General features: G+C 64.2%; 21 protein-coding genes. 15 read left to right on the top strand and 6 right to left on the bottom strand.

The features are described from left to right. Position 1: 1 nt before the first annotated feature. From nosZ to ACNO8S_RS05715, 5 genes are read left to right on the top strand one after another with little or no spacing between them, the layout of a single operon-like run. Entirely contained in the window at positions 2-1,984 is a 1,983-nt protein-coding gene (gene nosZ, locus ACNO8S_RS05735; protein ID WP_129755008.1) for a TAT-dependent nitrous-oxide reductase, read from the top strand. Positions 1,985-2,014: 30 nt separating this feature from the next. Continuing rightward, a complete protein-coding gene (locus ACNO8S_RS05730; protein WP_014040109.1) occupies positions 2,015-2,815 on the top strand; it encodes a hypothetical protein in 801 nt (266 codons plus the stop codon). Then, positions 2,812-4,197, top strand: a complete 1,386-nt coding sequence (locus ACNO8S_RS05725) for a right-handed parallel beta-helix repeat-containing protein (protein ID WP_420182634.1) — start codon at positions 2,812-2,814, stop codon at positions 4,195-4,197. The genes ACNO8S_RS05730 and ACNO8S_RS05725 overlap by 4 nt, the downstream gene beginning before the upstream one ends. Further along, a complete protein-coding gene (locus ACNO8S_RS05720) occupies positions 4,184-5,191 on the top strand; it encodes an ATP-binding cassette domain-containing protein (protein WP_420182633.1) in 1,008 nt (335 codons plus the stop codon). Before ACNO8S_RS05725 ends, ACNO8S_RS05720 begins: the two co-directional genes overlap by 14 nt. Next, positions 5,188-6,132: an ABC transporter permease gene (locus tag ACNO8S_RS05715; protein WP_420182632.1), complete on the top strand. Its 945-nt coding sequence runs from the start codon at positions 5,188-5,190 to the stop codon at positions 6,130-6,132. Before ACNO8S_RS05720 ends, ACNO8S_RS05715 begins: the two co-directional genes overlap by 4 nt. An 8-nt stretch (positions 6,133-6,140) precedes the next feature. Here ACNO8S_RS05715 and ACNO8S_RS05710 read toward each other — a convergent pair whose 3' ends face one another. The 3 genes from ACNO8S_RS05710 to ACNO8S_RS05700 form a co-directional block, all read right to left on the bottom strand. Then, complete coding sequence (locus tag ACNO8S_RS05710; protein WP_420182631.1) at positions 6,141-7,037, bottom strand: hypothetical protein; 897 nt, start codon at positions 7,035-7,037, stop codon at positions 6,141-6,143. Between the two features lie 39 nt (positions 7,038-7,076). Continuing rightward, on the bottom strand, positions 7,077-8,174 hold the full coding sequence (locus ACNO8S_RS05705) for a hypothetical protein (RefSeq protein ID WP_129755012.1): 1,098 nt from the start codon (positions 8,172-8,174) through the stop codon (positions 7,077-7,079). Between the two features lie 171 nt (positions 8,175-8,345). Then, on the bottom strand, positions 8,346-9,179 hold the full coding sequence (locus ACNO8S_RS05700; RefSeq protein ID WP_050037865.1) for an MBL fold metallo-hydrolase: 834 nt from the start codon (positions 9,177-9,179) through the stop codon (positions 8,346-8,348). Positions 9,180-9,291: 112 nt separating this feature from the next. Between ACNO8S_RS05700 and ACNO8S_RS05695 the strand changes: the two genes are divergently transcribed. Continuing rightward, on the top strand, positions 9,292-9,741 hold the full coding sequence (locus ACNO8S_RS05695; protein ID WP_008309672.1) for a universal stress protein: 450 nt from the start codon (positions 9,292-9,294) through the stop codon (positions 9,739-9,741). 153 nt (positions 9,742-9,894) lie between these two features. Here the strand turns inward: ACNO8S_RS05695 and ACNO8S_RS05690 are convergent, their stop codons facing one another. Next, positions 9,895-10,293 carry a YlbF family regulator gene (locus ACNO8S_RS05690; protein WP_008309674.1) on the bottom strand — a complete coding sequence of 133 codons (399 nt, stop codon included), beginning with the start codon at positions 10,291-10,293 and terminating at the stop codon, positions 9,895-9,897. Positions 10,294-10,558: 265 nt separating this feature from the next. Between ACNO8S_RS05690 and ACNO8S_RS05685 the strand changes: the two genes are divergently transcribed. The 7 genes from ACNO8S_RS05685 (at position 10,559) to ACNO8S_RS05655 (ending at position 18,778) form a co-directional block, all read left to right on the top strand. Beyond that, entirely contained in the window at positions 10,559-11,833 is a 1,275-nt protein-coding gene (locus ACNO8S_RS05685) for a methyl-accepting chemotaxis protein (protein ID WP_050038286.1), read from the top strand. 54 nt (positions 11,834-11,887) lie between these two features. After that, complete coding sequence (dph2, locus tag ACNO8S_RS05680) at positions 11,888-12,934, top strand: diphthamide biosynthesis enzyme Dph2 (protein ID WP_050037863.1); 1,047 nt, start codon at positions 11,888-11,890, stop codon at positions 12,932-12,934. Positions 12,935-12,998: 64 nt separating this feature from the next. Beyond that, positions 12,999-14,930 (top strand): ATP-binding protein, encoded by a 1,932-nt coding sequence (locus ACNO8S_RS05675; RefSeq protein ID WP_420182630.1) that lies wholly within the window; start codon positions 12,999-13,001, stop codon positions 14,928-14,930. After that, positions 14,923-15,369, top strand: a complete 447-nt coding sequence (locus ACNO8S_RS05670; protein WP_008309678.1) for a response regulator — start codon at positions 14,923-14,925, stop codon at positions 15,367-15,369. The genes ACNO8S_RS05675 and ACNO8S_RS05670 overlap by 8 nt, the downstream gene beginning before the upstream one ends. Positions 15,370-15,371: 2 nt before the next feature. Next, positions 15,372-16,445: an ATP-binding protein gene (locus tag ACNO8S_RS05665; RefSeq protein ID WP_420182629.1), complete on the top strand. Its 1,074-nt coding sequence runs from the start codon at positions 15,372-15,374 to the stop codon at positions 16,443-16,445. Between the two features lie 96 nt (positions 16,446-16,541). Beyond that, on the top strand, positions 16,542-18,101 hold the full coding sequence (locus ACNO8S_RS05660) for an ATP-binding protein (protein WP_420182628.1): 1,560 nt from the start codon (positions 16,542-16,544) through the stop codon (positions 18,099-18,101). A gap of 50 nt (positions 18,102-18,151) precedes the next feature. Then, positions 18,152-18,778, top strand: a complete 627-nt coding sequence (locus tag ACNO8S_RS05655; RefSeq protein ID WP_191449280.1) for an METTL5 family protein — start codon at positions 18,152-18,154, stop codon at positions 18,776-18,778. On the opposite strand, the gene ACNO8S_RS05650 is transcribed toward ACNO8S_RS05655, so the two are convergent. Together ACNO8S_RS05650 and ACNO8S_RS05645 are read right to left on the bottom strand one after the other, a co-directional pair. After that, complete coding sequence (locus ACNO8S_RS05650) at positions 18,775-20,433, bottom strand: rhomboid family intramembrane serine protease (RefSeq protein ID WP_420182627.1); 1,659 nt, start codon at positions 20,431-20,433, stop codon at positions 18,775-18,777. The two genes, ACNO8S_RS05655 and ACNO8S_RS05650, sit on opposite strands and share 4 nt — an antisense overlap. 115 nt (positions 20,434-20,548) lie before the next feature. Beyond that, a complete protein-coding gene (locus ACNO8S_RS05645; protein ID WP_420182626.1) occupies positions 20,549-20,968 on the bottom strand; it encodes a DoxX family membrane protein in 420 nt (139 codons plus the stop codon). A 136-nt stretch (positions 20,969-21,104) separates the two neighbouring features. Here ACNO8S_RS05645 and ACNO8S_RS05640 point away from each other — a divergent pair, with 136 nt between their 5' ends. Both ACNO8S_RS05640 and ACNO8S_RS05635 read left to right on the top strand, forming a co-directional pair. After that, positions 21,105-21,455: a winged helix-turn-helix transcriptional regulator gene (locus ACNO8S_RS05640; RefSeq protein WP_014040094.1), complete on the top strand. Its 351-nt coding sequence runs from the start codon at positions 21,105-21,107 to the stop codon at positions 21,453-21,455. A gap of 46 nt (positions 21,456-21,501) precedes the next feature. Next, positions 21,502-21,828: a hypothetical protein gene (locus ACNO8S_RS05635; protein WP_008309691.1), complete on the top strand. Its 327-nt coding sequence runs from the start codon at positions 21,502-21,504 to the stop codon at positions 21,826-21,828. The last annotated feature ends 1 nt before the right edge of the window (position 21,829 follow it).

Here is a 21,829-nt window from a genome sequence, read left to right as displayed (position 1 = left end):
TATGAGCAAAAACGAAACCCCACGCGATCCGAACGAAGTCCTCGAAGAGTACGAAGAAACCCTCGACTCGGTACTGGCGGAGGTCGAGTCCCCCGACGAATCGACTGCGGACGACAACCTCTCGCTGGGACTGCCCGGCCTCTCGCTCGGTCGCCGAGACTTCATGAAGGCCGGCGTCGCCGCCGGTGCGATGGGGTCCGTCGCTGGCTGTTCAGCGCTGACCGGCGGTGGCGATGGCAGTGCCGGCAGCCAGTCGACACCCTCGGGCAGCGGCGCGAGCCACACGGTCGAACCGGGCGAACACGACGAATACTACGGCTTCTGGTCCGGCGGCCACTCCGGCGAACTGCGGGTCATCGGTATCCCGTCGATGCGGGAACTCACCCGTATTCCGGTGTTCAACACCGACTGTGCGTCGGGCTATGGGTTCACTGACGGGACTCAGGAAATGCTGGAAGAGGGCGGCGGGTATAGCTGGGGTGACAATCACCACCCGAACCTCTCGGAGACGGACGGTGACTACGACGGCGAATACCTGTACGTCAACGACAAGGCCAACGGCCGCATCGCCCGCGTGAATCTCACGTACTTCGAAACGGACGCCATCACGGACGTCCCGAACATGCAGGCCATCCACGGCTGTTGTGTCCTCTCGCCGGACACGAAGTATGTGCTGGGCAACGGCGAGTTCCGCGTGCCGCTGCCCAACGACGGGACCGACGCGAAGAACCCGGACAACTACACGTCGCTGTTCGTCGCCGTCGACCCCGAGTCGATGGAGACCCAGTGGCAGGTCAAAGTCGACGGGAACCTCGACATCGTCGACACCGGCAAAGAGGGTCGGTGGGCCATCTCCTCGGCGTACAACAGCGAGGAGGCCACCGACATTCAGGGCATGACGAAGGACGACCGGGACAACGTCAAGGCCTTCGACATCCCGGCCATCGAGCAGGCCGTCGAGAACGGGAACTACGAGGAGGTCAACGGCATCCCCGTCGTCGACGGCACGCAGGGGAGTTCGCTCAACCAGGGCGACCGTCCGATCGTGAAGTACATCCCGACGCCGAAAAGCCCCCACTGTGTCGAGGTCGGCCCGAACGGCGACTACGCCTTCGTCGCGGGGAAGCTCTCGCCGACGGTGACGATGATCGACCTGAACGCGCTGGCCGATTCCTCCGACCCCGAAGATGTCGTCGCCGGGCGACCACGCGTCGGACTCGGCCCGCTACACACTACCTTCGACGGCAACGGACACGCCTACACGTCGCTGTTCATCGACTCACAGGCCGTCAAGTGGGACATCGAGGCGGCCGTCGAGGCCGAAGAAGGGTCCGAGGACCCCATCATCGAGAAGCAGGACGTCCACTACAACCCCGGGCACATTCAGGCCCTCGAGGCGATGACGACCGACCCCGACGGGGAGTGGCTCGTCAGCCTCAACAAACTCTCCAAGGACCGGTTCCTCCCGGTCGGCCCGATTATGCCCGACAACGACCAGCTCATCCACATCGGGCAGGGCGAGGAGGAGATGGAACTGGTCGCGGACCACCCGGCCTACCCCGAGCCACACGACTGCGTGTTCGCCCACAAGGACAAGATAGACGCCAAGAAGGTCTACGACAAGGACGACTACGAGGAGACCTACATCACCGAGGAGGACTCCGGCGTCGAGCGCACGGGCGAGAACAGCGTCCACGTCAAAATGACGACCAAGCGCTCGGAGTTCGGCCTGCCGGACTTCACGGTTCAGGAGGGCGACGAGGTGAAACTCTCCACGACCAACATCGAGGGCGTACAGGACATCATCCACGGCGTTGCCATCCCCGAGCACGACATCAACTACGCCGTGGCCCCACAGGACACCCGCGAAGTCACGTTCACGGCTGACGACCCCGGGGTGTACTGGATCTACTGCACGTACTTCTGTAGCGCCCTGCACCTTGAGATGCGCAGCCGGATGATCGTCGAACCGGCGGAGGGGTAGCGACACAACCCATTTCGGAGGTGTTCAGCCATGCAACGACCCACCATCGACGACTTCCGCGAGATTCGACGGGGCCTCCCCGTGGGAGCGGCGCTGCTGTTCGTCGCGGCGCTCGCGTTCCCGATGTGGCACATCAGCGTCGACGCGGTCCAGTATCCGAGCACGACGCTGCACGTCTCCCTGTACGCCTACCCCCACCTGACTGGGGATTTCATCGAGATGGCGCGGCTGAACCACTACGTCGGGTTCTACTTCCCCGACCCGGTGTTAGTCGAGCCCAACTTCCCCGTTGAGGAGAACGCCATCGACGTGCCCGAGTGGGCGCTCGGGCCCGTTGCGTTCATCGGCGTGTCACTGCTGTCGGTGTTCGTCGCCGTCGCACCGACTACCGAGAAGCTCAAGCGCGGCCTGAAATACCAGTTCGGCGGCACCGTGCTGGTGTTCACCGTGATGCTGGCCGATATCCAGTACCGGCTCTGGCAGGCCGGCCACACGCTCGACCCGGGCGCGCCGGTGATGGGCGTCGACGGCTTCACGCCGCCGCTGTGGGGCCAGTATCAGGTCGCCAACATCACGAGCGTCTCCCGGTTCGGCCTCGGCGCGTACATGGCCGCAGCTGCCGTTGGACTGCTCGCGGTTTCGTACTACTACCGCGACCAGGCGGCGACGTTCAGCGAACTCCCGGCCCGATTCCGTAGCGGGCTCACCGGGCTTCCCGACGCCGTTCGGGACCGCCTCGGCCGTGACGGCGACACCGACGACGAGGATGACGCCCCGCACCGCCCCACGACCACCGCGGTCAAATCTGACCAACCAGAAACCCACTCATGAGCCCACTGTCCCACGATTTCGAGCGCGTGTTCGCCGTCGCTACCGCGGCCCTGCTCGTGCTGTCGGTCGTGGCTGTCGGGATGGCCAGCGCCGGCCCGACCGGCAGCGACGACCTCGCCTTCAACCCCGACGTGCCCGAGACCGACTCGTTCACCGCCCCGTCGGCCGACGGCACCGCAACGGTCGACGGCGAGACCTACGATAGCGCACAGGCGGCAGTCGATGCGGCGGACCCCGGCGACACCGTCACGCTTGCCGGTCGCTTCGACGAGACTCTCGTCGTAACGACGCGGAACGTCACGCTGTCCGGGAACGGTCCCGGGTCAGCGCTGCTGCACGGCGACGGCGAGGGCGACGTGCTCGCCGTCGAAGCGCAGGGCGTCACCGTGGCGGACCTCTGGGTCCGCAACAGCGGCTACAGCGCCGCGACGAACGACGCCGCGATATTCGTCAACGGAAGCGACGTCACCGTCCGCGACAGCCGCGTGACCGACATGACCTTCGGCATCTGGCTCGACGGCGTCGACGACGCCGAGATCCGCAACAACACCATCGTCGGCCGCGAGGAGATAACGCAGTTGACCAAACGCGGCAACGGCGTCCAGATCTGGAAGACCGAGGACAGCGTCATCCGGAACAACGACATCACCACCGTCCGGGACGGACTGTACTTCAACTGGGCCAAAGACGTCAACGCCAGCGAGAACACGATGTGGGACCTCCGCTATGGAGTCCACTACATGTACTCGGACGACTCGCACCTGCGGGACAACACCGCCTTCAACAACGACGTCGGGTACGCGCTGATGGTGTCGAAACACCTCGTCATCGAGGACAACGTCGCGGTCAACAACAGCGGGCAGTCCGGCCACGGCATCCTCGTCAAGAGCATCGACGACACGGACATCCGCGGCAACCACCTCGTCGACAACGAGAACGGGCTGTTCGTCTACAACTCCGTCAGCAATCGCATCGTCGGCAACCTCGTCGTCGGCAACGATATCGGTGTCCACATCGCCGCGGGGAGCACCGACGGAACCGTGACCGAGAACAGTTTCATCCGCAACAACCGGCCGGTGCTCGCGGTGATGAGCGACCAGGTCCACTGGAACGAGAGCGTCGGGAACTACTGGTCCCGGGCGAACCCGACCGATGTTGACGACGACGGCGTCGGCGACACCCGCTACCAGCCGGCCGGGACCGTCCAGCAAGTGACTGCCGAAAAGCCCGCCGCGCGGGTGTTCGCCAGTAGCCCGGCCTTCGACGCCGTTCGGCTGGCCGAGTCGTCCGTGCCCGTCGTCCAGTCGCCCGGTGTCGTCGACGCCCGCCCGCTCACCGAACCACCCCACGAGAACTGGAGGAGCTACTATGAATGTGATTGATGTCGACGACGTATCGAAAGCGTACGGCGACGTGCAGGCGCTCGACGGACTGAGTCTGTCTGTCGAACAGGGGGCCACCCTCGGCGTGTTCGGCACGAACGGGGCCGGCAAGACGACGCTGTTCAAACTGCTCGTCGGGCTGAACCGACCGGACGCTGGCAGCGTCTCCGTCGCCGGCGCGGACCCGACCGACGGGACCACCGTCCGCGAGCGAGTGCGCTACCTGCCGGAGCACGCCGGTTTCCCGCCGAGCCTGACCGGCCGCGAGATACTCAGCTTCCACGCCCGGATGCGCTCGGTGCCCCGGGAAGACCGGGCACACCACGTCGAGCGCATCCTGCACACCGTCGGACTCGCGGACGCCGCGGACCGCCGCGTCGGCGGCTACTCCAACGGGATGAACCGTCGGCTCGGCCTCGGCACGGCACTCGTCGGCGAGCCGGCCGTGCTGATACTCGACGAACCGACCGCGGGGCTCGACCCCGACGGCATCCGGGCGTTCCACGAGGTCGTGGAATCCCTGGCGGCCGAGACGGACGTGACTATCGTCTTCTCCTCGCACGCGCTCGGGGAGATTCAGCGGCTCTGCTCGGAGGCGGTCATCATCGCCGACGGACAGGTGGCGACTGCGGGACCGGTCGAGGAGCTTCGCCGCGCCGCCGCCGACGAGGTGACGGTGTCGCTGTCGCTCGCGTCCGAGGCGGTTGCGAGCGACGTGGCAGGCATGCTTCGCGACCACGAGGGCGCGTCGAGTGTCAGCCGCGCCGGCGTCGACCTAACGGCACAGACCACGCCGACCGATGCCTACGACCTGCTGACCGTCGTCGGTGAGGCGTACGACATCGACCGCTTCGAAGTCCGCGAACCCGGCCTCGAAGCTGCGTTCCACGATGCCGTCGGGGCGGACGACGCCGATGACCCCGGCTCCGACAGCACGGCGGCGGCAGCGGCTGCGGGGGCGGCGACCGAGGACTCCGGAGGTGAGCCGGCATGAGCGAGGGCGACTCCTCGACAGATCCGACCCCGGACGGCGGCGTCGTTTCGGTCGACGCTCCGGCCACCCGGTTGCACGACGGCGGAACCGAGGGAAGTACGGCCACGGACGCTGCCGACGAATCGGCGCTTGCTCGGTTTGCCGACAGCAGCCTGCTCACCATCGCTCGCCGGGAGTACCGGCTGGCCGTCCGAAGCCGATGGGCGCTCGGCGTGGCGCTGCTGTTCGGTCTCTTCACCACCGCCGTCGTTCAGTTCGGCGCAAGTTCGGTCGGCCCGGGTCGCTTCGACGCGGTAATCGCGACCATCGCCGAACTCGGCGTCTACCTCGTTCCGCTGACCGCGCTGGCGGTCGGCTACGACGCCATCGTCGGGGCGGACGAGCGCGGGTCGCTCGAACTCATGCTCGCGCTCCCGGTGACGAAAGGCCGTGTCGTCGTCGGGACCGCCGTCGGCCGGGCGGCGGTGCTGTCCGGCGCAATGTTGCTGGGCTTCGTCCCCGGCGCGCTGCTGACCGTCCGCTACATCGGTCTCGCCAGCGTCGGCCAGTACGCGGCCGTCGCACTCGCAGCGGTGCTGACCGCCTGTGCGATGCTGGGCGTGGCAGTGCTGGTCTCGACGGTCGCCCGGACGAAGACCCACGCGCTCGGTGCCGCACTCGCCATCTGGCTGTGGGTCGCGCTGTTGCACGACCTGGTCGCACTGGGGGCCGTCGCGGGGTTCGACCTCGGGTCCGGCGCTATCGCCGCGGCGATACTCCTCAATCCCGTGGACTGCTTCCGCGTGCTCGCGCTCTCGCAGGTGGACGTGGTCGCCGGCGGCTTCGGCAGCGTGCTGGCACAGGCCGGGCTGACCGCGCCGATGGTCGCCGCGGCGCTTGCGGCGTGGGTCGTCGTGCCCGTCGGTGTCGCTGCGAAACTCATCCAGCGACGCCGTCTCTGAAAACGGTTTTAGACCGACTGCAGCGCTGTTTCTTCCGGTTCTTCGAACAGACTGGCGACCTGTTTCGTCGTCTCGGTGCGCTCGTGGGCGTTTTCAAGAAGCACGGTCTCGCTGGGGAACAACTGCTCGCCGAGTTCGAGGCCGTGGTCGCGCGCGGTCGACCCCGTGACGGTGAGGTAGACGCCGAGGCCGGTCGCCGCGATGTCTTCCTCTTCTTCGCCGCCTTCCGTCGGATAGGTAAAGGAGACGCCGTCGAGCGCGCTCGTCCCGAGAACGGCTTCGACGAGTCGCTCGTAGCGCGGTGAGATGCAGAGTTCGCCCTCGTAGTTGGTGACGAAGGCCCGGTCGAGAGGGCCGTCCTGTGAGTCCATGACCTCCGGCGTCGCCAGCAGCGTGTGATACACCGTATCGCCCAGCCCGGTCACGACCCGCACGTCCGTGTCCAGCGGGTCGATGCGGTCGTTGATCTCGTGGATGGCGGTCAGCGGTTCGTCCCGAAGCTGGACGACTTCTTCGAGAACGAGGTCGGCGCTGTCGAACCCGAGCGCGAACTCGTGGGTCCGGAGCGCCCGGAACGGCTCCTCGCGGCCGACCAGCTGGACGTCACCGTGTTCGGTCGGAACCGTGACGCTGTCGAAGACGATCCGTCGGGGCATCCCGTCGCGGTCGTCACGGAGCAGCGTGTATTCTGGCTCGTATGGCTCATCGAGCGAGGAGTAGTCGCTGATGCGATGGTACACGTCGGCGACCGCGTCCTGGTTACCCTTGGTGACGGCTTTCTCGTAGCGAAGCGTCGAGATGATATCGTCGGCCAGGTCGGCGGTCCCCGTGCGCCCGGCGAGTCGCTCCAGCACTGCTTCGAGGGGCCGGCCCTTGCGCGGCACGGCCACTCTCGTCGTCGTCATTATGCAGGCACAGACGGGGGACCGGTAAAACGAGTTCGGTTATTCGCCGCCGCCGATAACCGACGACAGCTGTTCGCGCCACTGTTTGAGCTCTTCGATCTCCGATTCGGTTTCGTCGATCCGGTCGGCGAGTTCGCCGTCGTCGATCTCCTCGCGGACAGCTTCGATATCGTCTTCGAGGGCGTCAAGCTGCCCTTCGACGCTCTCGACATCCCCGGAGAGGTCGTCGACCTGATCGGAGGCGGACGTGGCTGCATCCGTCGCCGACTGGACCTCGTCCTCGAAATCCTCTAGAGTCGCTTCGAAGGAATCGAGGCGCTCGCCGAACTCCTGAATCATGTCCTCGCCGGTACCGTTCTCTTCGAGGAACTCCTCGAGAGCGTCGGTGTACGCACGGAGGTCCGCGACATCGCTCTGGATGCGCTGGATCCGGGCGTCGTTGACGCCGCCGGCGTCGCTGTCGTCCTCGGAGACGGCGTCGAGCGCACGCTTGAGGAGCTTCACGTCTTCGGGGGAGACGTTCTGATCGCGGATTTCCTGTGCCATCGTCGCGACGACAGCGCCGGATTGGACCTCGGAATCTGCCGGTGCGGCGTTGCTCTCTTCCGGGGCTTCGACGCTTGAGTCCGGGTTGTTCGGGTCCGAGAGGTCCAGCGTCTCGATGTCCTCGTCGTCATCGTCTTCCAGACCGGGAACGCTGTCGGCGTCACCGGCGATGACGTCCCGAACAGCCTCGTCGCCCCCACCGACGAGGTCTTCCTCGTCCTCGTCCAGAGGCGGGTTCACACTCTCGATTTCGGGTTCCGTCAGGAACTTCTCGACGTCGTCGGTGCCCGTCGCACGGATACCGTAGACGGTCGTGTAGTCAGCTTCGGGTTCGAGTTCCTTCTCGAAGGCGATCCGGTTTTCGTTGATGTCCCAGTACTCGCTGCCGTACTCGGGGTGAAAGCCCAGATCCTCGACTGCTACGTCTTCTGGAACGGTGTCGACTAGCCTGACCGTCACCGGAACAGACCGCCGTGAAGTGAGATTGAACGCTATCGCGGGTACGGGGAACTCGTCCGCCTCGAACCGCTTGGTCACTGTCACGCCATCTGCGGTGACAGTAACTTCGTCGTAGGCTTGCGAATTGCTCATGGTCTGTATGGTCTCAGCAATAGTATTAAAGGTACGTACCTGACCAACATTTACACCTTTTTTCTATACGATACTGATTAATATAATATAGAGACGTAACCTCAGTAACACGAACAGGACGTGAGCCAGCAAAGACGGACAGACCGTCCGTGCGACACTGGCAGACCGTTGTCAGTCGAGATCGTACCGGTCGCCGATTTCAACGATTGAAAGCGTCGAGGGATGCGCGAAGCTGTTGGCGTGGTTGTGCAGGACGGTCGGCTCCGTCGTCATCCCCTTCCACATGTCCCAGTGGGTTGGGACGAGGGTGTCCAGTTGGAGTTCGTTCGCGGCTTCGATAATCATGTTCTCGTCGTTGTACCACTGCGTTCGTGTGGGTTCGCCGGTCTCCTTGTCGTCGATCATCCCGACGGTCCCGAACGCGAGGACGCCGACGTCGATGTCGTAGCGCTCGCCGACAGTTTCGAACTCGCCGGGACGGGCGTCGCCGCCGTGGAAGAACGTGCCGGATTCGTGTTCGAACACGTACGACACCGGATGCTCGGCGTCGGGATCGTTGGCCGGTTCGACGTGGACGGTCAAATCGCCGATTTCGAGCGTGTCACCCTCCGTGACTTCGTGGAGCTGGTCGTCGGTGACGCTGTAGTTCTCCAGCCACGCTTCCTCCCGGATGACATCGTGACCGCTGTCGGTCGTGTAATAGTCCGCGCCCGTCCCGGCGAGAATCGGCGCTTGTGACGGCCCGTGAACGTGGTCGGTATGCTCGTGGGTGCCCAGAACCGCGTCGCACTCGGTGATGTCCTCGGGGTTGAACGGCACCGGGACCATCCGCACGGTCCGCGGGGGGTCGCCCGTGCCGAGATACGGGTCGATGAAGACGGTCGTTCCGCCGCTCGATTTCACGATGAAGCCGTTACAGCCCAGATACCAGATCGCCAGCCCGTCAGGCGTCGCCGACTCCACCGCACGCGGGAGCCAGTCGTCCCAATCAGATTCGACTGTCATGTGCAGAGATGCCACGCCCGGTCGCTAAGATGTTTCGAAGACGCCGGGTGTCTCCCGCTGTCTGAGAACGGAACCCTCGGTTTATTTCCCAGTTGGGAGAAATACGACCTGTATGTACGATCACATCCTCCTCGCCTCGGATGGGACAGAAGCCTCGACCAACGCCGAGTCCCACGCGATTGCCCTCGCAGCGGAACACGGCGCGGCCCTCCACGCGCTGTATGTCGTCGACGAAGACGTGTACACTGCCTACAGCGGCGACGAGTACGTCGACGAATCGGAGGGGCCGGAACACGGCCTCGAAGAGACGGGCCAGGAGACGCTGGCCCGGATAGAGGCCGATGCAGAGGCATCCGGCGTCGACGTGACGACGACTCTGAAACACGGACGGCCTGCCGAATCCATCATCGAAACCGCCGACGAGGCGGACGTCGACCTGCTCGTCCTCGGGACGAAGCGGCGGCCGGCGGAGTACCGGAGTCTCCTCGGCAGCATCACCGACAAGGTGCTTCGGCTGACCGAGCGACCGGCGGTCGTGGTGAAAACCGAAGTCGAGGAGTGACAGCACAGCCCGGCCAGCGGGGCCGTGTCACTGACTGGCCATAACTGTCGGTGGAACAGTGCGGCTGACGGATGGTAGCTGTCGGCGTCATCTGCGTTCTTGACCGGTAGCTGCGGAGTCAGCGAAAAACGCGACCGCGAGAAGTACCGCTGTTCAGTCTTCGCAGCAACCGCCGGCTTTCTGGCCGAAGTCGACGGCCAGTTCCTCGGAGACGATCTCGTTGAGTTCCTGCAGGCGCAGTTCGAGTTCGTTCTGGGCCTCCAGATAGTCGCTCATCACCGGGATGTCGTGGAGTTCCTCCTGCTTCTGCTGGACCTTCCGGAGGTCCTCCTGAGAGGCGTTGCCGGTCTGGCGGGCGAGCATGAACTCCTCGCGGATCTGCTCGAACTCCTTGATGGCCGCCTGCGCCTCGTCGTGGTTCTCGACGGCGTCTTTCGTCTCCTTGAATCGCTGGTACACCGGTAGCTCGGCGATTGCCTCGCCGAACTCTGTAGCGAGCGCCTCGACGTGGTCACCGTCGATATCAGCGGCGGTATCGGTCTCGATGCTCATCACCGATTGGTATGGACTCGGGCGGTATAGGCCTGCCGAAACCGGGTTGTTTCAGGCGGGATAGCTGCCCAGTGCTGGTACGACAGGCTGCGTCTGTTACCCCGTGGGACTCTGTTCCAGTCGTGAATTCCCGCCTCTCCTCGGTGTCAATATGACGCCACTCAGTTATCAGCAGTTGTAATCGGCCAGAAATCATTTACCCGGTTCATTGCTGTTTACAATAATGGCTAAACAAGCTACAGCGGGGGAACTGCTGCCGGAGTCTATGGATAACAGCGAGGAGTTCTGGCTCCACGCGTTCGAGTCGCTTGTCGAGGAGCTACCGGAAGGGGCGTTCGTCGTCGACGCGGATGGCGATATCACACACTGGAACGAGACGGTTGAAAACCTGCTCGGGCTCCCGGCGAGCAAGGCGGTCGGGATGAACGCCTACGACGTGTTTGGCACGGAAGGCCAAGACGAGACGCTCGCCCAGGAGGTCATCAGAACCGGGGAGCCAGTCCGGGAAGACGAGTTCCGCTCGGCAGAACGACCCGACGGGACGATGGCACACGCGCGGGCAGTGGCGATCCCGCTCATGGGCCCCGGCGGGGACGCTATCGGTGCGCTAGAGCTACTGATCGATTTCAGCGATATCGTCGAACAGCGCGAAGCGCTCCAGAACCTCCAGTCTCAGATGGCGACGGACGTCGAGTCGGCGGTCGGCGAAATCAGCGACTCCGCCGCGGCCGTTACCGAGCAGTCCGACGAGATCAAAGACATGGCCGGCGAGCAGTCCGACAACCTCGACGAGGTCCAGTCCGAGGTCTCCGGGTTCAGCGCCACAGTCGAGGAAATCGCCTCCAGCGCCGAGGAAGTGAGCAGTCAGAGCGGCGAGGCCAGGGAGCTCGCCGAGGAGTCCGTCGAGACAGCCGAAGAAACCATCGAACGCGTCGAGGACGCGACTGAGTCCGCCGAACAGGTCGCGTCGGACTCGACGGAACTCCGCGGCCACATCGAGGAGATCGACGAGTTCGTCGAGGTCATCAACGACATCGCGGACCAGACGAACATGCTGGCGCTGAACGCCAACATCGAGGCCGCGCGGAGCAACAGCGACAGCGACGGGTTCGCGGTCGTCGCCGACGAGATCAAGGAACTGGCCGACGAGTCCAAACAGCACGCCGACGAGGTCGAGCGCATCGTCGGCGAGGTCCGCGAGATGGCCGACAACACCGCCGAAAACGTCGAAGAAACGACCGATGCGGTTCAGCAAGCCCTCACCGATCTGGAGACGGTGCTAGACAACCAGCAGGCCATCCTCGACGCGACCTCGGAGACGGAACAGGGTATCAGCGAGGTCGCGGAGGCGACGGACGACCAGGCCGCAAGCGCCGAAGAAATCGCCAGCATGATCGACGAGATCGCCCAGCGTGCCGCCGAGGTTTCCGAGTCTATCGACGAACTGGCTGACGCCAACGGGACGCAACACCAGATGGCTCGTGACTTAGAGGAGAACGTCGAGCGGGTCGAGCGACAGCTTGCCGAGATTATGGAGTAACTGTCGCTCGCCGAAACACGGGGGTTATGCCGCTCGAACCGATACAGGGTTGCAATGAGTCAAGAGCGGACTGACGGCGACCTCCGGAACACCGGACTGTCGCTCAAACACGACCGCGAGTGGGATTACGAGCTCGACCGAATCGTCGAAGCCGTCGAGGAGCGAGACGCCGAGAAGGTGGGACTGCAGTTCCCCGAGGGGCTGAAGCGCCGCGGCCCGGCCGTCGCCGATGACCTCCGCGAGAACCTCCCCGACGACGTGACGGTGCTGCTCTCGGGCCAGCCCTGTTACGGGGCCTGCGACCTCGACACGTACATGATGCGCCGGACGGACGTGTTCGTCCACTTCGGCCACTCGCCGATGAAGGAATCGGACAAGATCATCTACGTACCGCTGTTCTCGAACGTCGACGTCTTCCCCATCATGGAGCAGGCCCGCGAGGAACAGCTCGCGGACCCCGAAGAGGACCCCGACGTGGGGCTGGTAACGACGGCCCAGCATATGAACAAGTTCGACGAGATGCGCGAGTGGCTTGAGGAGCGCGGTTACACAGTCCACACGCGCCGGGGCGACGAGCGGCTCACCCACGAGGGCCAGGTGCTGGGCTGTAACTACGCCAGCGCCGACGTAGACGCCGACCAGATGCTGTACGTGGGTGGCGGGAAGTTCCACCCCCTCGGACTGGCGATGGAACACCCCGAGAAACACGTCGTCATCGCCGACCCGGTGAACAACGTCGTCACCGTCGCCGACACGGAGAAGTTCATGAAGCAACGCTACGGCGCGGTCCACCGCGCGATGGACGCCGAGTCCTGGGGCGTCATCTTCTGTACCAAGATCGGTCAGGGCCGCTGGGACAAGGCCCAGGAGATCGTCGACAACAACGAGAACGCCTACCTCATAACCATGGACGAGGTGACGCCGGACCGGCTGACGAACTTCGGGATGGACGCCTACGTCAACACCGGCTGTCCGCGCATCACCACCGACGACGGCCCGCAGTTCAAGAAGCCGATGCTCACGCCCGGCGAGTACGAGATCGCTATCGGCGAGAAACCGCTCGAATCCCTGGAGTTCGACACCTTTCACGGTACCTGGTAGCGCCAGTTTTCACCGCTGATAACAAGGGGCGTACTGTCTTGTAGCGCGGGCGCTGATACGGTCCATGGCTTCTACAGAGGACGCTGTTATCTATCAGGACGTTTTTGAGGCGAGTCCGGACCCGATTATGATCCACGACGCCGACACCGGAACCGTCGTCCGGGCCAACCAGGCCGCGGGCGCGCTCCTGGGGTGTACTCCGGACGACATCGTCGGGATGCACGTCGGCGAGTTCAGTCCGCCGGGGTTCTCCACGGCGGACGCAAACGACCTGATAGCCGAGGCAGCCACGTCAGGTTCGGCGCAGGTCGAGTGGGCAACGGAGGGACCCGACAGCACGGACCAACTGGTCGAGGTAACGCTCAAGCGAGCTGCTCTCGGCGACGAGACCCGTGTTGTGGCGTTCATTCACGATGTGACCAGCATCCGCGAGCGGGAACGAAAACACGCAGAACAGAGCGAACAGCTCCACACCCTGATGGGGAATCTCCCTGTCGTGGTGTTTACGCTAGACCCGGACGGCGTGTTCACGTATTCAGCCGGGAAGGGGCTGGAAGGGCTCGGAATGGAACCCGGCGACCTCGAAGGGACATCGGTGTTCGAGACGTACAGTGAGTATCCGGACATCATCACCGCCGTCGAGAAGGCCCTCGACGGGGAGGAAGTCCGCGTGACACAGGAAGTCGACGACCTCGTCTTCGAGACGTGGTATCGACCGGTGTTCGACGACAGCGGACAACTCAAACAGGTCGTCAGTGTAGCTAGAGATATCACCGCCCTCAAACGCCGCGAGGAGCGCGTCGAGGCGCTCAGCGACGCGACGAACGAATTGCTGTACAGCCGCACAGAGACTGCGGCCGCGGACACAGTCACACAGATTGCACAGCGTATCGTCGACCAGCCGCTCGCCGCGATATGGTCCCACGACAGCGGCGACGACACGCTCTATCCAATCGGCGCGACGGCAAAGGCGACCGACTTCGCCGGCGTGGAAACGGCGGCGGATCTCCCGCCGATGGGGCCAGACAGCGACGAGAACCGTATTTTCCACACCAGCGAGCCGACCGTTATCGAGAATTATCAAGAACTGTCGAACCCGTCAGCGCCGGCGATGCCGATGCGGACGCTCCTGTGTCTCCCGCTCGATGACCAGGGGATGCTGTGTATCGGGTCCGAGACCGTGGCGTCGTTCGACGGCGACGAGCGGTTCCTGCTTGAGATTCTCGCGAGTACGGCGGCTGCCGCGCTGGAGCGAATCGAACGCGAGACGCGGCTCAAATCGAAACAGGCCGAACTAGAGCGCTCGAACGAGGCGCTCCAGCAGTTCGCCTACATCGCGTCCCACGACCTGCAGGAACCGCTCCGGATGGTGTCGAGCTACGTCGACCTGTTGGACAGCGAATACGGCGACGACCTCGACGAGGAGGCCGCCGAGTACATGGCCTTCGCCGTCGACGGTGCCCACCGGATGCAGGAGATGGTCGACGCCCTGCTGCGGTACTCCCGCGTCGAGACGAAGGCGGGTGACTTCGAGGAGACGGACCCGGAAGCGGTCCTCGACCGGACGCTGGACGCCTTGCAGATGCGAATAGAGGAGGTGAACGCTACCATCACGGCAGAGTCACTGCCACGCGTCGACGCCGACTCGAACCAGGTCGGCCAAGTGTTCCAGAATCTGCTGGAAAACGCCATCGAGTACGCGACGGAGGCCGGCATCGAACCCCGTATCGAGGTCAGCGCGGAAGAAGACGACGGCATGGTGACGTTCACCGTCTCGGACAACGGGCCGGGGATTCCGGCGACGGACCGTGAGGAGGTGTTCGACATCTTCCACCGCGCCGGTGCCCACGACACGGAGGGCACCGGCATCGGGCTGGCCGTCTGCCAGCGAATCGTCCTGCGCCACGACGGCCGCATCTGGGTCGAACCGTCCGACGACGGCGCGATATTCAAATTTACGCTGCCCGCGGTGACGGAGGTGAATGGCGATGACTGACTCCAGCGAGGGGCGGCCGGTGGAGATTCTGCTGGCGGAGGACAACCCCGGCGATGTCAAACTGACCGAGAAAGCCCTAGAGAAGGGGAAGGTGCTGAACAACCTTCACGTCGTCAACGACGGCGTCGAGGCGCTTGCGTTCCTCCGGCAGGAAGGTGAGTACGGCGACGCACCGCGGCCGGACCTGCTGTTGCTCGATCTCAATATGCCCCGCAAAGGAGGGCAGGAAGTCCTCGAAGAGATGAAAGGCGACGAGTCGCTCCGGCGGATTCCGGTCGTCGTGCTGACCAGTTCCGAGGCGGAAGAGGACATCATCGAATCGTACGATCTCCACGCGAACGCCTACCTGACGAAACCGGTCGACTTCGACGGCTTCGTCGACATCGTGAGCAGCATTGAAGATTTCTTCCTTACGGTCGTCAAGCGGCCGCCGAAATAACGATGGCTGAGACGGTGCATCTCGACGTGCTCCTCGTCGAGGATAACCCGGGCGATGCCCGCCTCGTCGAGCATCACCTGAACTCGCCGGCGGTGGCGCACTTCGTCGACGACGTGACGGTTTCCCACGTCGAATCGCTTGCACCGGTCGCCGAGCATTCGGAGGCGGCCTACGACGTGGTACTGCTGGACCTCGGACTCCCCGAGTCAACAGGGCTTACGACCCTTGACCGGGCAACCGAGATCGTAGAGGGAGTGCCGATCATCGTCCTCACCGGGATGCAGGACCGGGAGGTGGCTATCGAAGCGATCAACCGGGGCGCACAGGACTACCTGCCGAAAGAGGACCTGGACGGCGACCGACTCGTGAGAGCGCTCCGGTATGCAGTCGTCAGGAGCCGCCAGCAGCGTGCCATTCAGCGCCAGACCGACCAGATGGACTTCTTCAACAGCATCCTGCAACACGACATCCTCAACGGGATGAACGTCATTCGGGCGCGGGGGGAACTGCTCGAAGACACGCTCGACAGCGAGGAGCGCGAGTATGCGTCGACTGTCGTCCAGTGGAGCGACGACCTCATCGAACTCACCGAGAAGGTCCGGGCGGTGCTTGAGACGGTCACCGAAGAGGGCGAACGGGACCACGAGCACCGGGAGCTACAGGCTGTCCTCGACGATGCGGCGGACCGCGCCCGGTCAGTCAGCGACGACTGTACCGTTACTATCGAGCCACAGGCGGTCACTGTCGTCGCTGACGAGTTGCTCGATGACGTGTTCGGGAACCTCTTTCTGAACGCGGTCGAACACGCCGGACCAGACGTGACCATCGACGTGACGACAACGGTCAAGGAAGGCGTCGTGACCGTCTGTTTAGCGGACGACGGGGACGGGATTTCGAACAGCGAGGCCCGCCGCATCTTCGAACGTGGCGAGAAAGGGTCTGAGTCCGGCGGCACTGGCTTCGGCCTCTACTTCGTGGACACGATGGTCCGGAGCTACGGCGGCGATGTCTGGGTCGAGGACAGCGACAGCGGCGGTGCAGCGTTTTACGTTGAACTCCCGCACGCGACTCTGTAGGGGTGGCTGCTTGTCACACCGTCATCGCTCGGGTGCATTTCAGCTCCTGAGAAACGGGTCCGAATCTTCAACTCCCGGGAGACCGAGTCACCTGCTATGGATGATCCGCTGGACTGTCCCGAGGGTAGCGACTCGGAGGAGCGAGATCGCTATCTGGCAGCTATGCAGGACCTCACTGCAGCGATGGCGGCCAGCGGGACCTCGTTTCGGGAGCGTGTCGAGCCAGTCTTGGACGTCGGTCGAGAACACCTGGGGTTTCCGAACGGGCATATCGCGGTCGTCTCCGGCGACGAACACACAATCGTCGCCAGTAGCGGCCTGTCTTCGACGATTACGCCGGGGGCCGAGACACCACTTTCCGAGACGTACTGCAGACACACCCTCGACGAATCCGGGATACACATCGTCACCAACGCGAGCGAGTCAATGTCGACTGACCCCGCCTACGAGCGGTTCGGACTGGAGGCGTATGTCGGCACGACACTTCGAGCGGACGGGGCGGAGTACGGAACGCTGTGTTTCGTCAACGACAACGAGGCGATTTCTGAGTTCTCGGACTGGCAACAGACGCTGTTCGAGCATCTCACGCAGTGGGTCGAAGCGGAGATCGAACGCGAGCTAGCTGTCGACACACGCGAGCAGAGCCAGCAACTGTTGGAAGCGACGTTCAACTCACCGGAGACGTTCATCGGTATCCTCGACGCTGACGGAAACCTCCTCAGGGCGAACGAAACAGCGCTCGGGTTCGTCGATGCTGATGACGAAGCCGTATTCGGGGAACCGTTCTGGGACACGCCCTGGTGGAACCACAATGAGGAAGTGGCGTACCGTTGTCAGGACGCTGTCGAGCGGGCGATGGACGGTGAGATGGTCAGGTTCGAGGCTGAGCATATCGGCGCAGACGGCCAGCGGATCTCGACCTCCGTCGTGGCTCGGCCGGTAACGGTCGACGGGACCGTGCAGAAAATAATCGTCGAGGGGACAGACATCACGGATCTCAAGCGCCACGAAGAGCAGATGGAGTTTTTCAACAGCATCCTCAGACACGACATCCTCAACGGGATGACGGTCATCGAAGCGCGTGCGGAAACGCTTGCAGACGCACTCGGCGGGACACAGGCGACTTACGCCGAAACGATTCTGGACTGGAGTCGGGATATCGTCGACCTCACACAGAAGGTCCGGAGCGTGCTGAGCACGATGTCTGACGACGGCCTGACCGAGGCAGAGACGATCGCACTGGGGCCGGTCGTCGAAGGGGCCACGAGAAAAGCGGCCTCGATGGACGAGGACTGCACGCTCAAAACAGACATCCCTGACGGCATCGAGGTCGTGGCTGACGACCTCCTCGACGATGTTGTCGGGAACATCTTGACGAACGCCGTCGAGCACGGCGATCTAGGCACCACAATCGAGGTGACGACGGAACGCGTCGACTCGATGGTCCACCTTCGCATCGCGGACGACGGCCCTGGGATACCGCCCGAACAGCGCGAGGCGATCTTCGAGAAAGGGGAGCGTGGAACCGAGTCGACGGGGACTGGGTTCGGACTCTACTTCGTGTCGGTGATGGTCGACAGCTACGGCGGCGACATCTGGGTGGAAGAAAGCGACCTCGGCGGCAGCGAATTCGTCGTCGCACTCCCGTCCGAATAACTACTGGGCATTTCCAAACGTTTTTGAATGAATCGGGCGTATCTCCAGTAATGCCGACAAAGAGTGCGCTCGCCCAGCAACTCGCCGTTGTCGCCGGGTTCGACAACCCACGGGCCAGTCTCGAACAGTACCGGACACCGCCGGACCTGGCGGCGCATCTGGTCCATACTGCGGACCTCCAGGACGATATCCAGGGACAGACGGTCGTCGACCTCGGCTGTGGCACCGGGATGCTGGCGCTGGGTGCAGCGCTGCGGTCGCCGGCGCGGGTGGTCGGGCTAGATATCGACCCCGCACCGCTGTCGACGGCGCGCGAAAACGAGCGGAAGGTCGGGTCGACGACGCCAGTGTCGTGGGTTCGAGCAGATGCCACCATGGCCCCGCTGGCACCTCCTGTCGAGGAAACCACTGTCGTCATGAATCCGCCCTTTGGCGCACAGTCGGACAATGAACACGCTGACCGACGGTTTCTCGAAACTGCCGCGTCCATCGCGGGCGTTTCGTACTCGATTCACAACGACGGAAGCCAATCGTTTGTCGAATCCTTCACTGACGACAACGGCGGCGAGGTGACCCACGCCTTCGAGACGGAGTTCGACCTGCCGCGACAGTTCGAGTTCCACGAGTCGGACCGGCAGGCGATCACCGCGGAAGTGTACCGCATCGACTGGACCTAGTTCCGCGCCGCTTGCTGGCGACGCTCCGCAATTTTGACGCGAGTGCCATCTGTCCCTGCGTACAGCCGTGAGCGGTTCCGCTCGAAGGTCAGCCCGCCGATCCGCGTCTGCGTCATGTTCGCCGGGAGCGGTGCCTGCCCGACCGTTTCGTTCCCCCGTGTTACGCTCACGTCGAACCCGTTCTGCTGGGCAGCCACTGTCACGTTCCGCCCATCCAGTATCACGTCCGCCGTCGACGGCTCCGAGGTGTGGGCCGTCCGGGGCTGGCCGCCCTCGCGCCTGAGTTGGACCCGATAGACGCTGTCGTTGCCGAGCACCGACCAGTCCGTCCGGTTCGCGTAGACCGACTCGCGCCAGGTCGCCCCGCCGACCGTGACTCGCTCCTTGCCGTTGACCGCGAGCCGGCCCGGCTGGACGGCGGCGATCCAGACCTCACGCTCCGCGCTGGCAACGATGACACCGCTGGCGTTGACGCTCGCCCCCTCTCGCTGCGTTGGGACCCAGATGCTCTCGAAGTACGCGTTCGGGACGTTCTCGTCGTAGGTCACCACGTAGTCTCTGACCTCGATGCCGTCTTCGGGGAGCTGGTCGTCCTCCAGGTCGACGACGTTCGTCGGGACGGCGGCAAGACTCAGTGCGCCGAGGACGACGAGCAGGACCACCACTGCGAGTGAGGCCGGGCGACGATCGAATCCAGGGCGGAATTCGCGGTCGGAGCCGACGGTCGACGCGGCGACGACGAGCGCCAGAACGAACACCAGTGCCGTCCCGGCCCAGCGGAACAGCCGAAACCGGCCGCCGCCGAGCGGGAGATACACCGCCCACAGGCCCTGGGCGACGGCGAACACGAGCGTCGCAAAGAACACCCGGAGCGTGTCGGGGCGTTCGTCCCGGTTCCACAGTAGCGCGAGGGCCACGATGACGCCAGCCAGAATGCCGATGGCGTGGCCCTGGATGGCGATGTTGGACCACCACGGCGTCACAAAGCGGGTCTGGCCCGAGGCCGTCGACACGGGGTAGCGAAGCGCCGAATACAGGAGGTCGAGCACGCGGTTCCCGAGAAACGCGCCGAGAAACAGCGTCGGCCGCGTCACGAGCGCGAACCCGGCGACGGCAAACACCGCGCCGGAAAAGCCCACAATCGGCCCGATAGCGAACACCGCGGAGAACACGCCCACGACGAACATGGCGACGGGAACGGCCAGAATCCGGGCGAGCGGATTCGTCCGCAGCGACGTGAAGGTCTGGACGCCACGCTTGCGGGGGTAGTGGCCCCAGACGTACTCCGCGACTGTCCCGTACACCAGCGTGCCCATGAGGTTCCCCGTGATGTGCCCCTGACTGCCGTGGGTGAACGCCCCGGTGAGCATCCCGAACGGGTAGAAGTACGACCACGTCCGGAACGGCGTGACAAGCGGGTCCCGCGGGTGCCACCACGCGCCCTGCAGGAACAGATACACCGCCAGGACGCCGGCCATCGTCAGCAGCGTCCCCCACGGAACGCCGAGGAAGAGGCGCGCCCGTACGCCGTCGCCAGGTCGCGCGGCCGACAGGCGGCGGACGGCAACGAGGACGGCGAGCACCACAATGAGGACGACCGCTTCCTGCCACGGGAGCCACGCGGGCATGGCCGGCGTCGGCAGCGACTGTATCATTCACGCACAGTTCAGGTACGGGACGGCTTATGGATGGCGGCAGGTGTCACTCTCCAACAGTGACAAACAGGGAACGGGTCGGTGTCAGGCAACCCGAGCCAGTGAACGCGTCACCTCAAAACAGGGACATACCGACGCTGTACGGCCACGACGTGCCGGCCACTGCAAGCAGGGACAGCGCGCCGCCGGCGAGGGCGACGTTCTTGAGGAACTGCGTCATCTCGTCCTGTACTTGGTCGTCCGGGACCGCCCAGAAGTCGTGCATGGTGACGGCGGAGGCGACGAGGAACGTCGCCAGCGCCCCGGCCGCGATAACGGGGTACGCGCCGATGACGACGAGGACGCCGCTGACGAGGAGCAACCCGCCACTCCCGTAGACCGACGCCACGGGTGCCGGGAGCCCCTTCGCCTCCGCGTACGGAGCCATCTGCTCAGCGCTCTGGAAGTGGTTCAGACCCATGAACGCAAGCACCCCGCCGAACAGGAGTCGGCCCAGCAGGAACAGTTCGCCCGCACCAGCGGACTCGAACGCCATCAGGCGCTCACCGCCGGTACAGGAGTGGTTTCGCTACGAGACTGTCGAACCGCGATTGGTAGTTTCATTACGTTACTTGGTTCGTATGCGAACCTATTTGTACGTTCCCGGACAAGGGAGATACCAGGTAGCACCGATGTCATCTGAAGTATTCACCACCGCGGACGAGGAGGAAGAGAGCGGGCCGTGTGCCGTCATCGAGTCGCTGGAACAGATCGGGTCGCGCTGGCGGCTGGTCGTGCTCCACGAACTCCAGAACGGTGAACAGCGGTTCAACGAACTCAAGCGCGCCACCGACGCCAGCTCCCGAACCCTCTCGCGGGTCCTCGACGACCTCCAGGAGATGGACTTCGTCGACCGGCGGCTCGAAGAGGACGCCCCCGTCGCGACGTACTACCAGCTCACGCCCAAGGGCGAATCCCTCTGTCCAGTGTTCGACGAAATCGAGGACTGGGCCGAGGAGTGGCTGGCCGGTTGCCAGAGCTGATCCGACAACGCAGACTTTTCTATCCCCCGGCCCCATCGCTTTACCAATGGGAGTACGGCCACCAGCCGATAACAGCGACGAGCCAGACGTCATCGAGTTCGGTATCGCGGCACTCGACGCCCGCCTGTCGGACGTGGACATCGAGTATCCCGCGACGGCGAGGGAGGTCCGGGACGCCGCCGGCCACATCGCGGTCCCGTTCGACGCGTCGGGCCACTCGATGACCGTCGCCGAGGCACTCGAGGAGACGACCGCCACGGAGTTCGACAACGAGCAGGAGCTACTCAACGACCTTCATCCGATATTCGAACGGAAACGGGAAGCCACCAGAAACAGTATTCTCTCCCAGCTACGCGCGCTGGTCCCGTTCTGAG

The sequence above is a fragment of the Haloarcula sp. KBTZ06 genome (assembly GCF_048595605.1).
GTDB classification, from domain to species: Archaea; Halobacteriota; Halobacteria; order Halobacteriales; family Haloarculaceae; genus Haloarcula; species Haloarcula hispanica.
The sequence above is the reverse complement of the archived record's forward strand: the minus strand, read 5'-3'. Positions and strand labels throughout refer to the sequence as shown.

Coding starts and splice junctions, on each gene's coding strand:
- ACNO8S_RS05640 (WP_014040094.1), top strand. CDS start 21,105: ATGTCATCTGAAGTATTCACCACCGCGGACGAGGAGGAAGAGAGCGGG.
- dph2 (WP_050037863.1), top strand. CDS start 11,888: ATGAGTCAAGAGCGGACTGACGGCGACCTCCGGAACACCGGACTGTCG.
- ACNO8S_RS05665 (WP_420182629.1), top strand. CDS start 15,372: ATGGCTGAGACGGTGCATCTCGACGTGCTCCTCGTCGAGGATAACCCG.
- ACNO8S_RS05695 (WP_008309672.1), top strand. CDS start 9,292: ATGTACGATCACATCCTCCTCGCCTCGGATGGGACAGAAGCCTCGACC.
- ACNO8S_RS05720 (WP_420182633.1), top strand. CDS start 4,184: ATGAATGTGATTGATGTCGACGACGTATCGAAAGCGTACGGCGACGTG.
- ACNO8S_RS05645 (WP_420182626.1), bottom strand. CDS start 20,968: ATGGCGTTCGAGTCCGCTGGTGCGGGCGAACTGTTCCTGCTGGGCCGA.
- ACNO8S_RS05710 (WP_420182631.1), bottom strand. CDS start 7,037: ATGACGACGACGAGAGTGGCCGTGCCGCGCAAGGGCCGGCCCCTCGAA.
- ACNO8S_RS05690 (WP_008309674.1), bottom strand. CDS start 10,293: ATGAGCATCGAGACCGATACCGCCGCTGATATCGACGGTGACCACGTC.
- ACNO8S_RS05650 (WP_420182627.1), bottom strand. CDS start 20,433: ATGATACAGTCGCTGCCGACGCCGGCCATGCCCGCGTGGCTCCCGTGG.
- ACNO8S_RS05730 (WP_014040109.1), top strand. CDS start 2,015: ATGCAACGACCCACCATCGACGACTTCCGCGAGATTCGACGGGGCCTC.
- ACNO8S_RS05660 (WP_420182628.1), top strand. CDS start 16,542: ATGGATGATCCGCTGGACTGTCCCGAGGGTAGCGACTCGGAGGAGCGA.
- ACNO8S_RS05700 (WP_050037865.1), bottom strand. CDS start 9,179: ATGACAGTCGAATCTGATTGGGACGACTGGCTCCCGCGTGCGGTGGAG.
- ACNO8S_RS05715 (WP_420182632.1), top strand. CDS start 5,188: ATGAGCGAGGGCGACTCCTCGACAGATCCGACCCCGGACGGCGGCGTC.
- nosZ (WP_129755008.1), top strand. CDS start 2: ATGAGCAAAAACGAAACCCCACGCGATCCGAACGAAGTCCTCGAAGAG.
- ACNO8S_RS05705 (WP_129755012.1), bottom strand. CDS start 8,174: ATGAGCAATTCGCAAGCCTACGACGAAGTTACTGTCACCGCAGATGGC.
- ACNO8S_RS05675 (WP_420182630.1), top strand. CDS start 12,999: ATGGCTTCTACAGAGGACGCTGTTATCTATCAGGACGTTTTTGAGGCG.
- ACNO8S_RS05685 (WP_050038286.1), top strand. CDS start 10,559: ATGGATAACAGCGAGGAGTTCTGGCTCCACGCGTTCGAGTCGCTTGTC.
- ACNO8S_RS05725 (WP_420182634.1), top strand. CDS start 2,812: ATGAGCCCACTGTCCCACGATTTCGAGCGCGTGTTCGCCGTCGCTACC.
- ACNO8S_RS05655 (WP_191449280.1), top strand. CDS start 18,152: ATGCCGACAAAGAGTGCGCTCGCCCAGCAACTCGCCGTTGTCGCCGGG.
- ACNO8S_RS05670 (WP_008309678.1), top strand. CDS start 14,923: ATGACTGACTCCAGCGAGGGGCGGCCGGTGGAGATTCTGCTGGCGGAG.
- ACNO8S_RS05635 (WP_008309691.1), top strand. CDS start 21,502: ATGGGAGTACGGCCACCAGCCGATAACAGCGACGAGCCAGACGTCATC.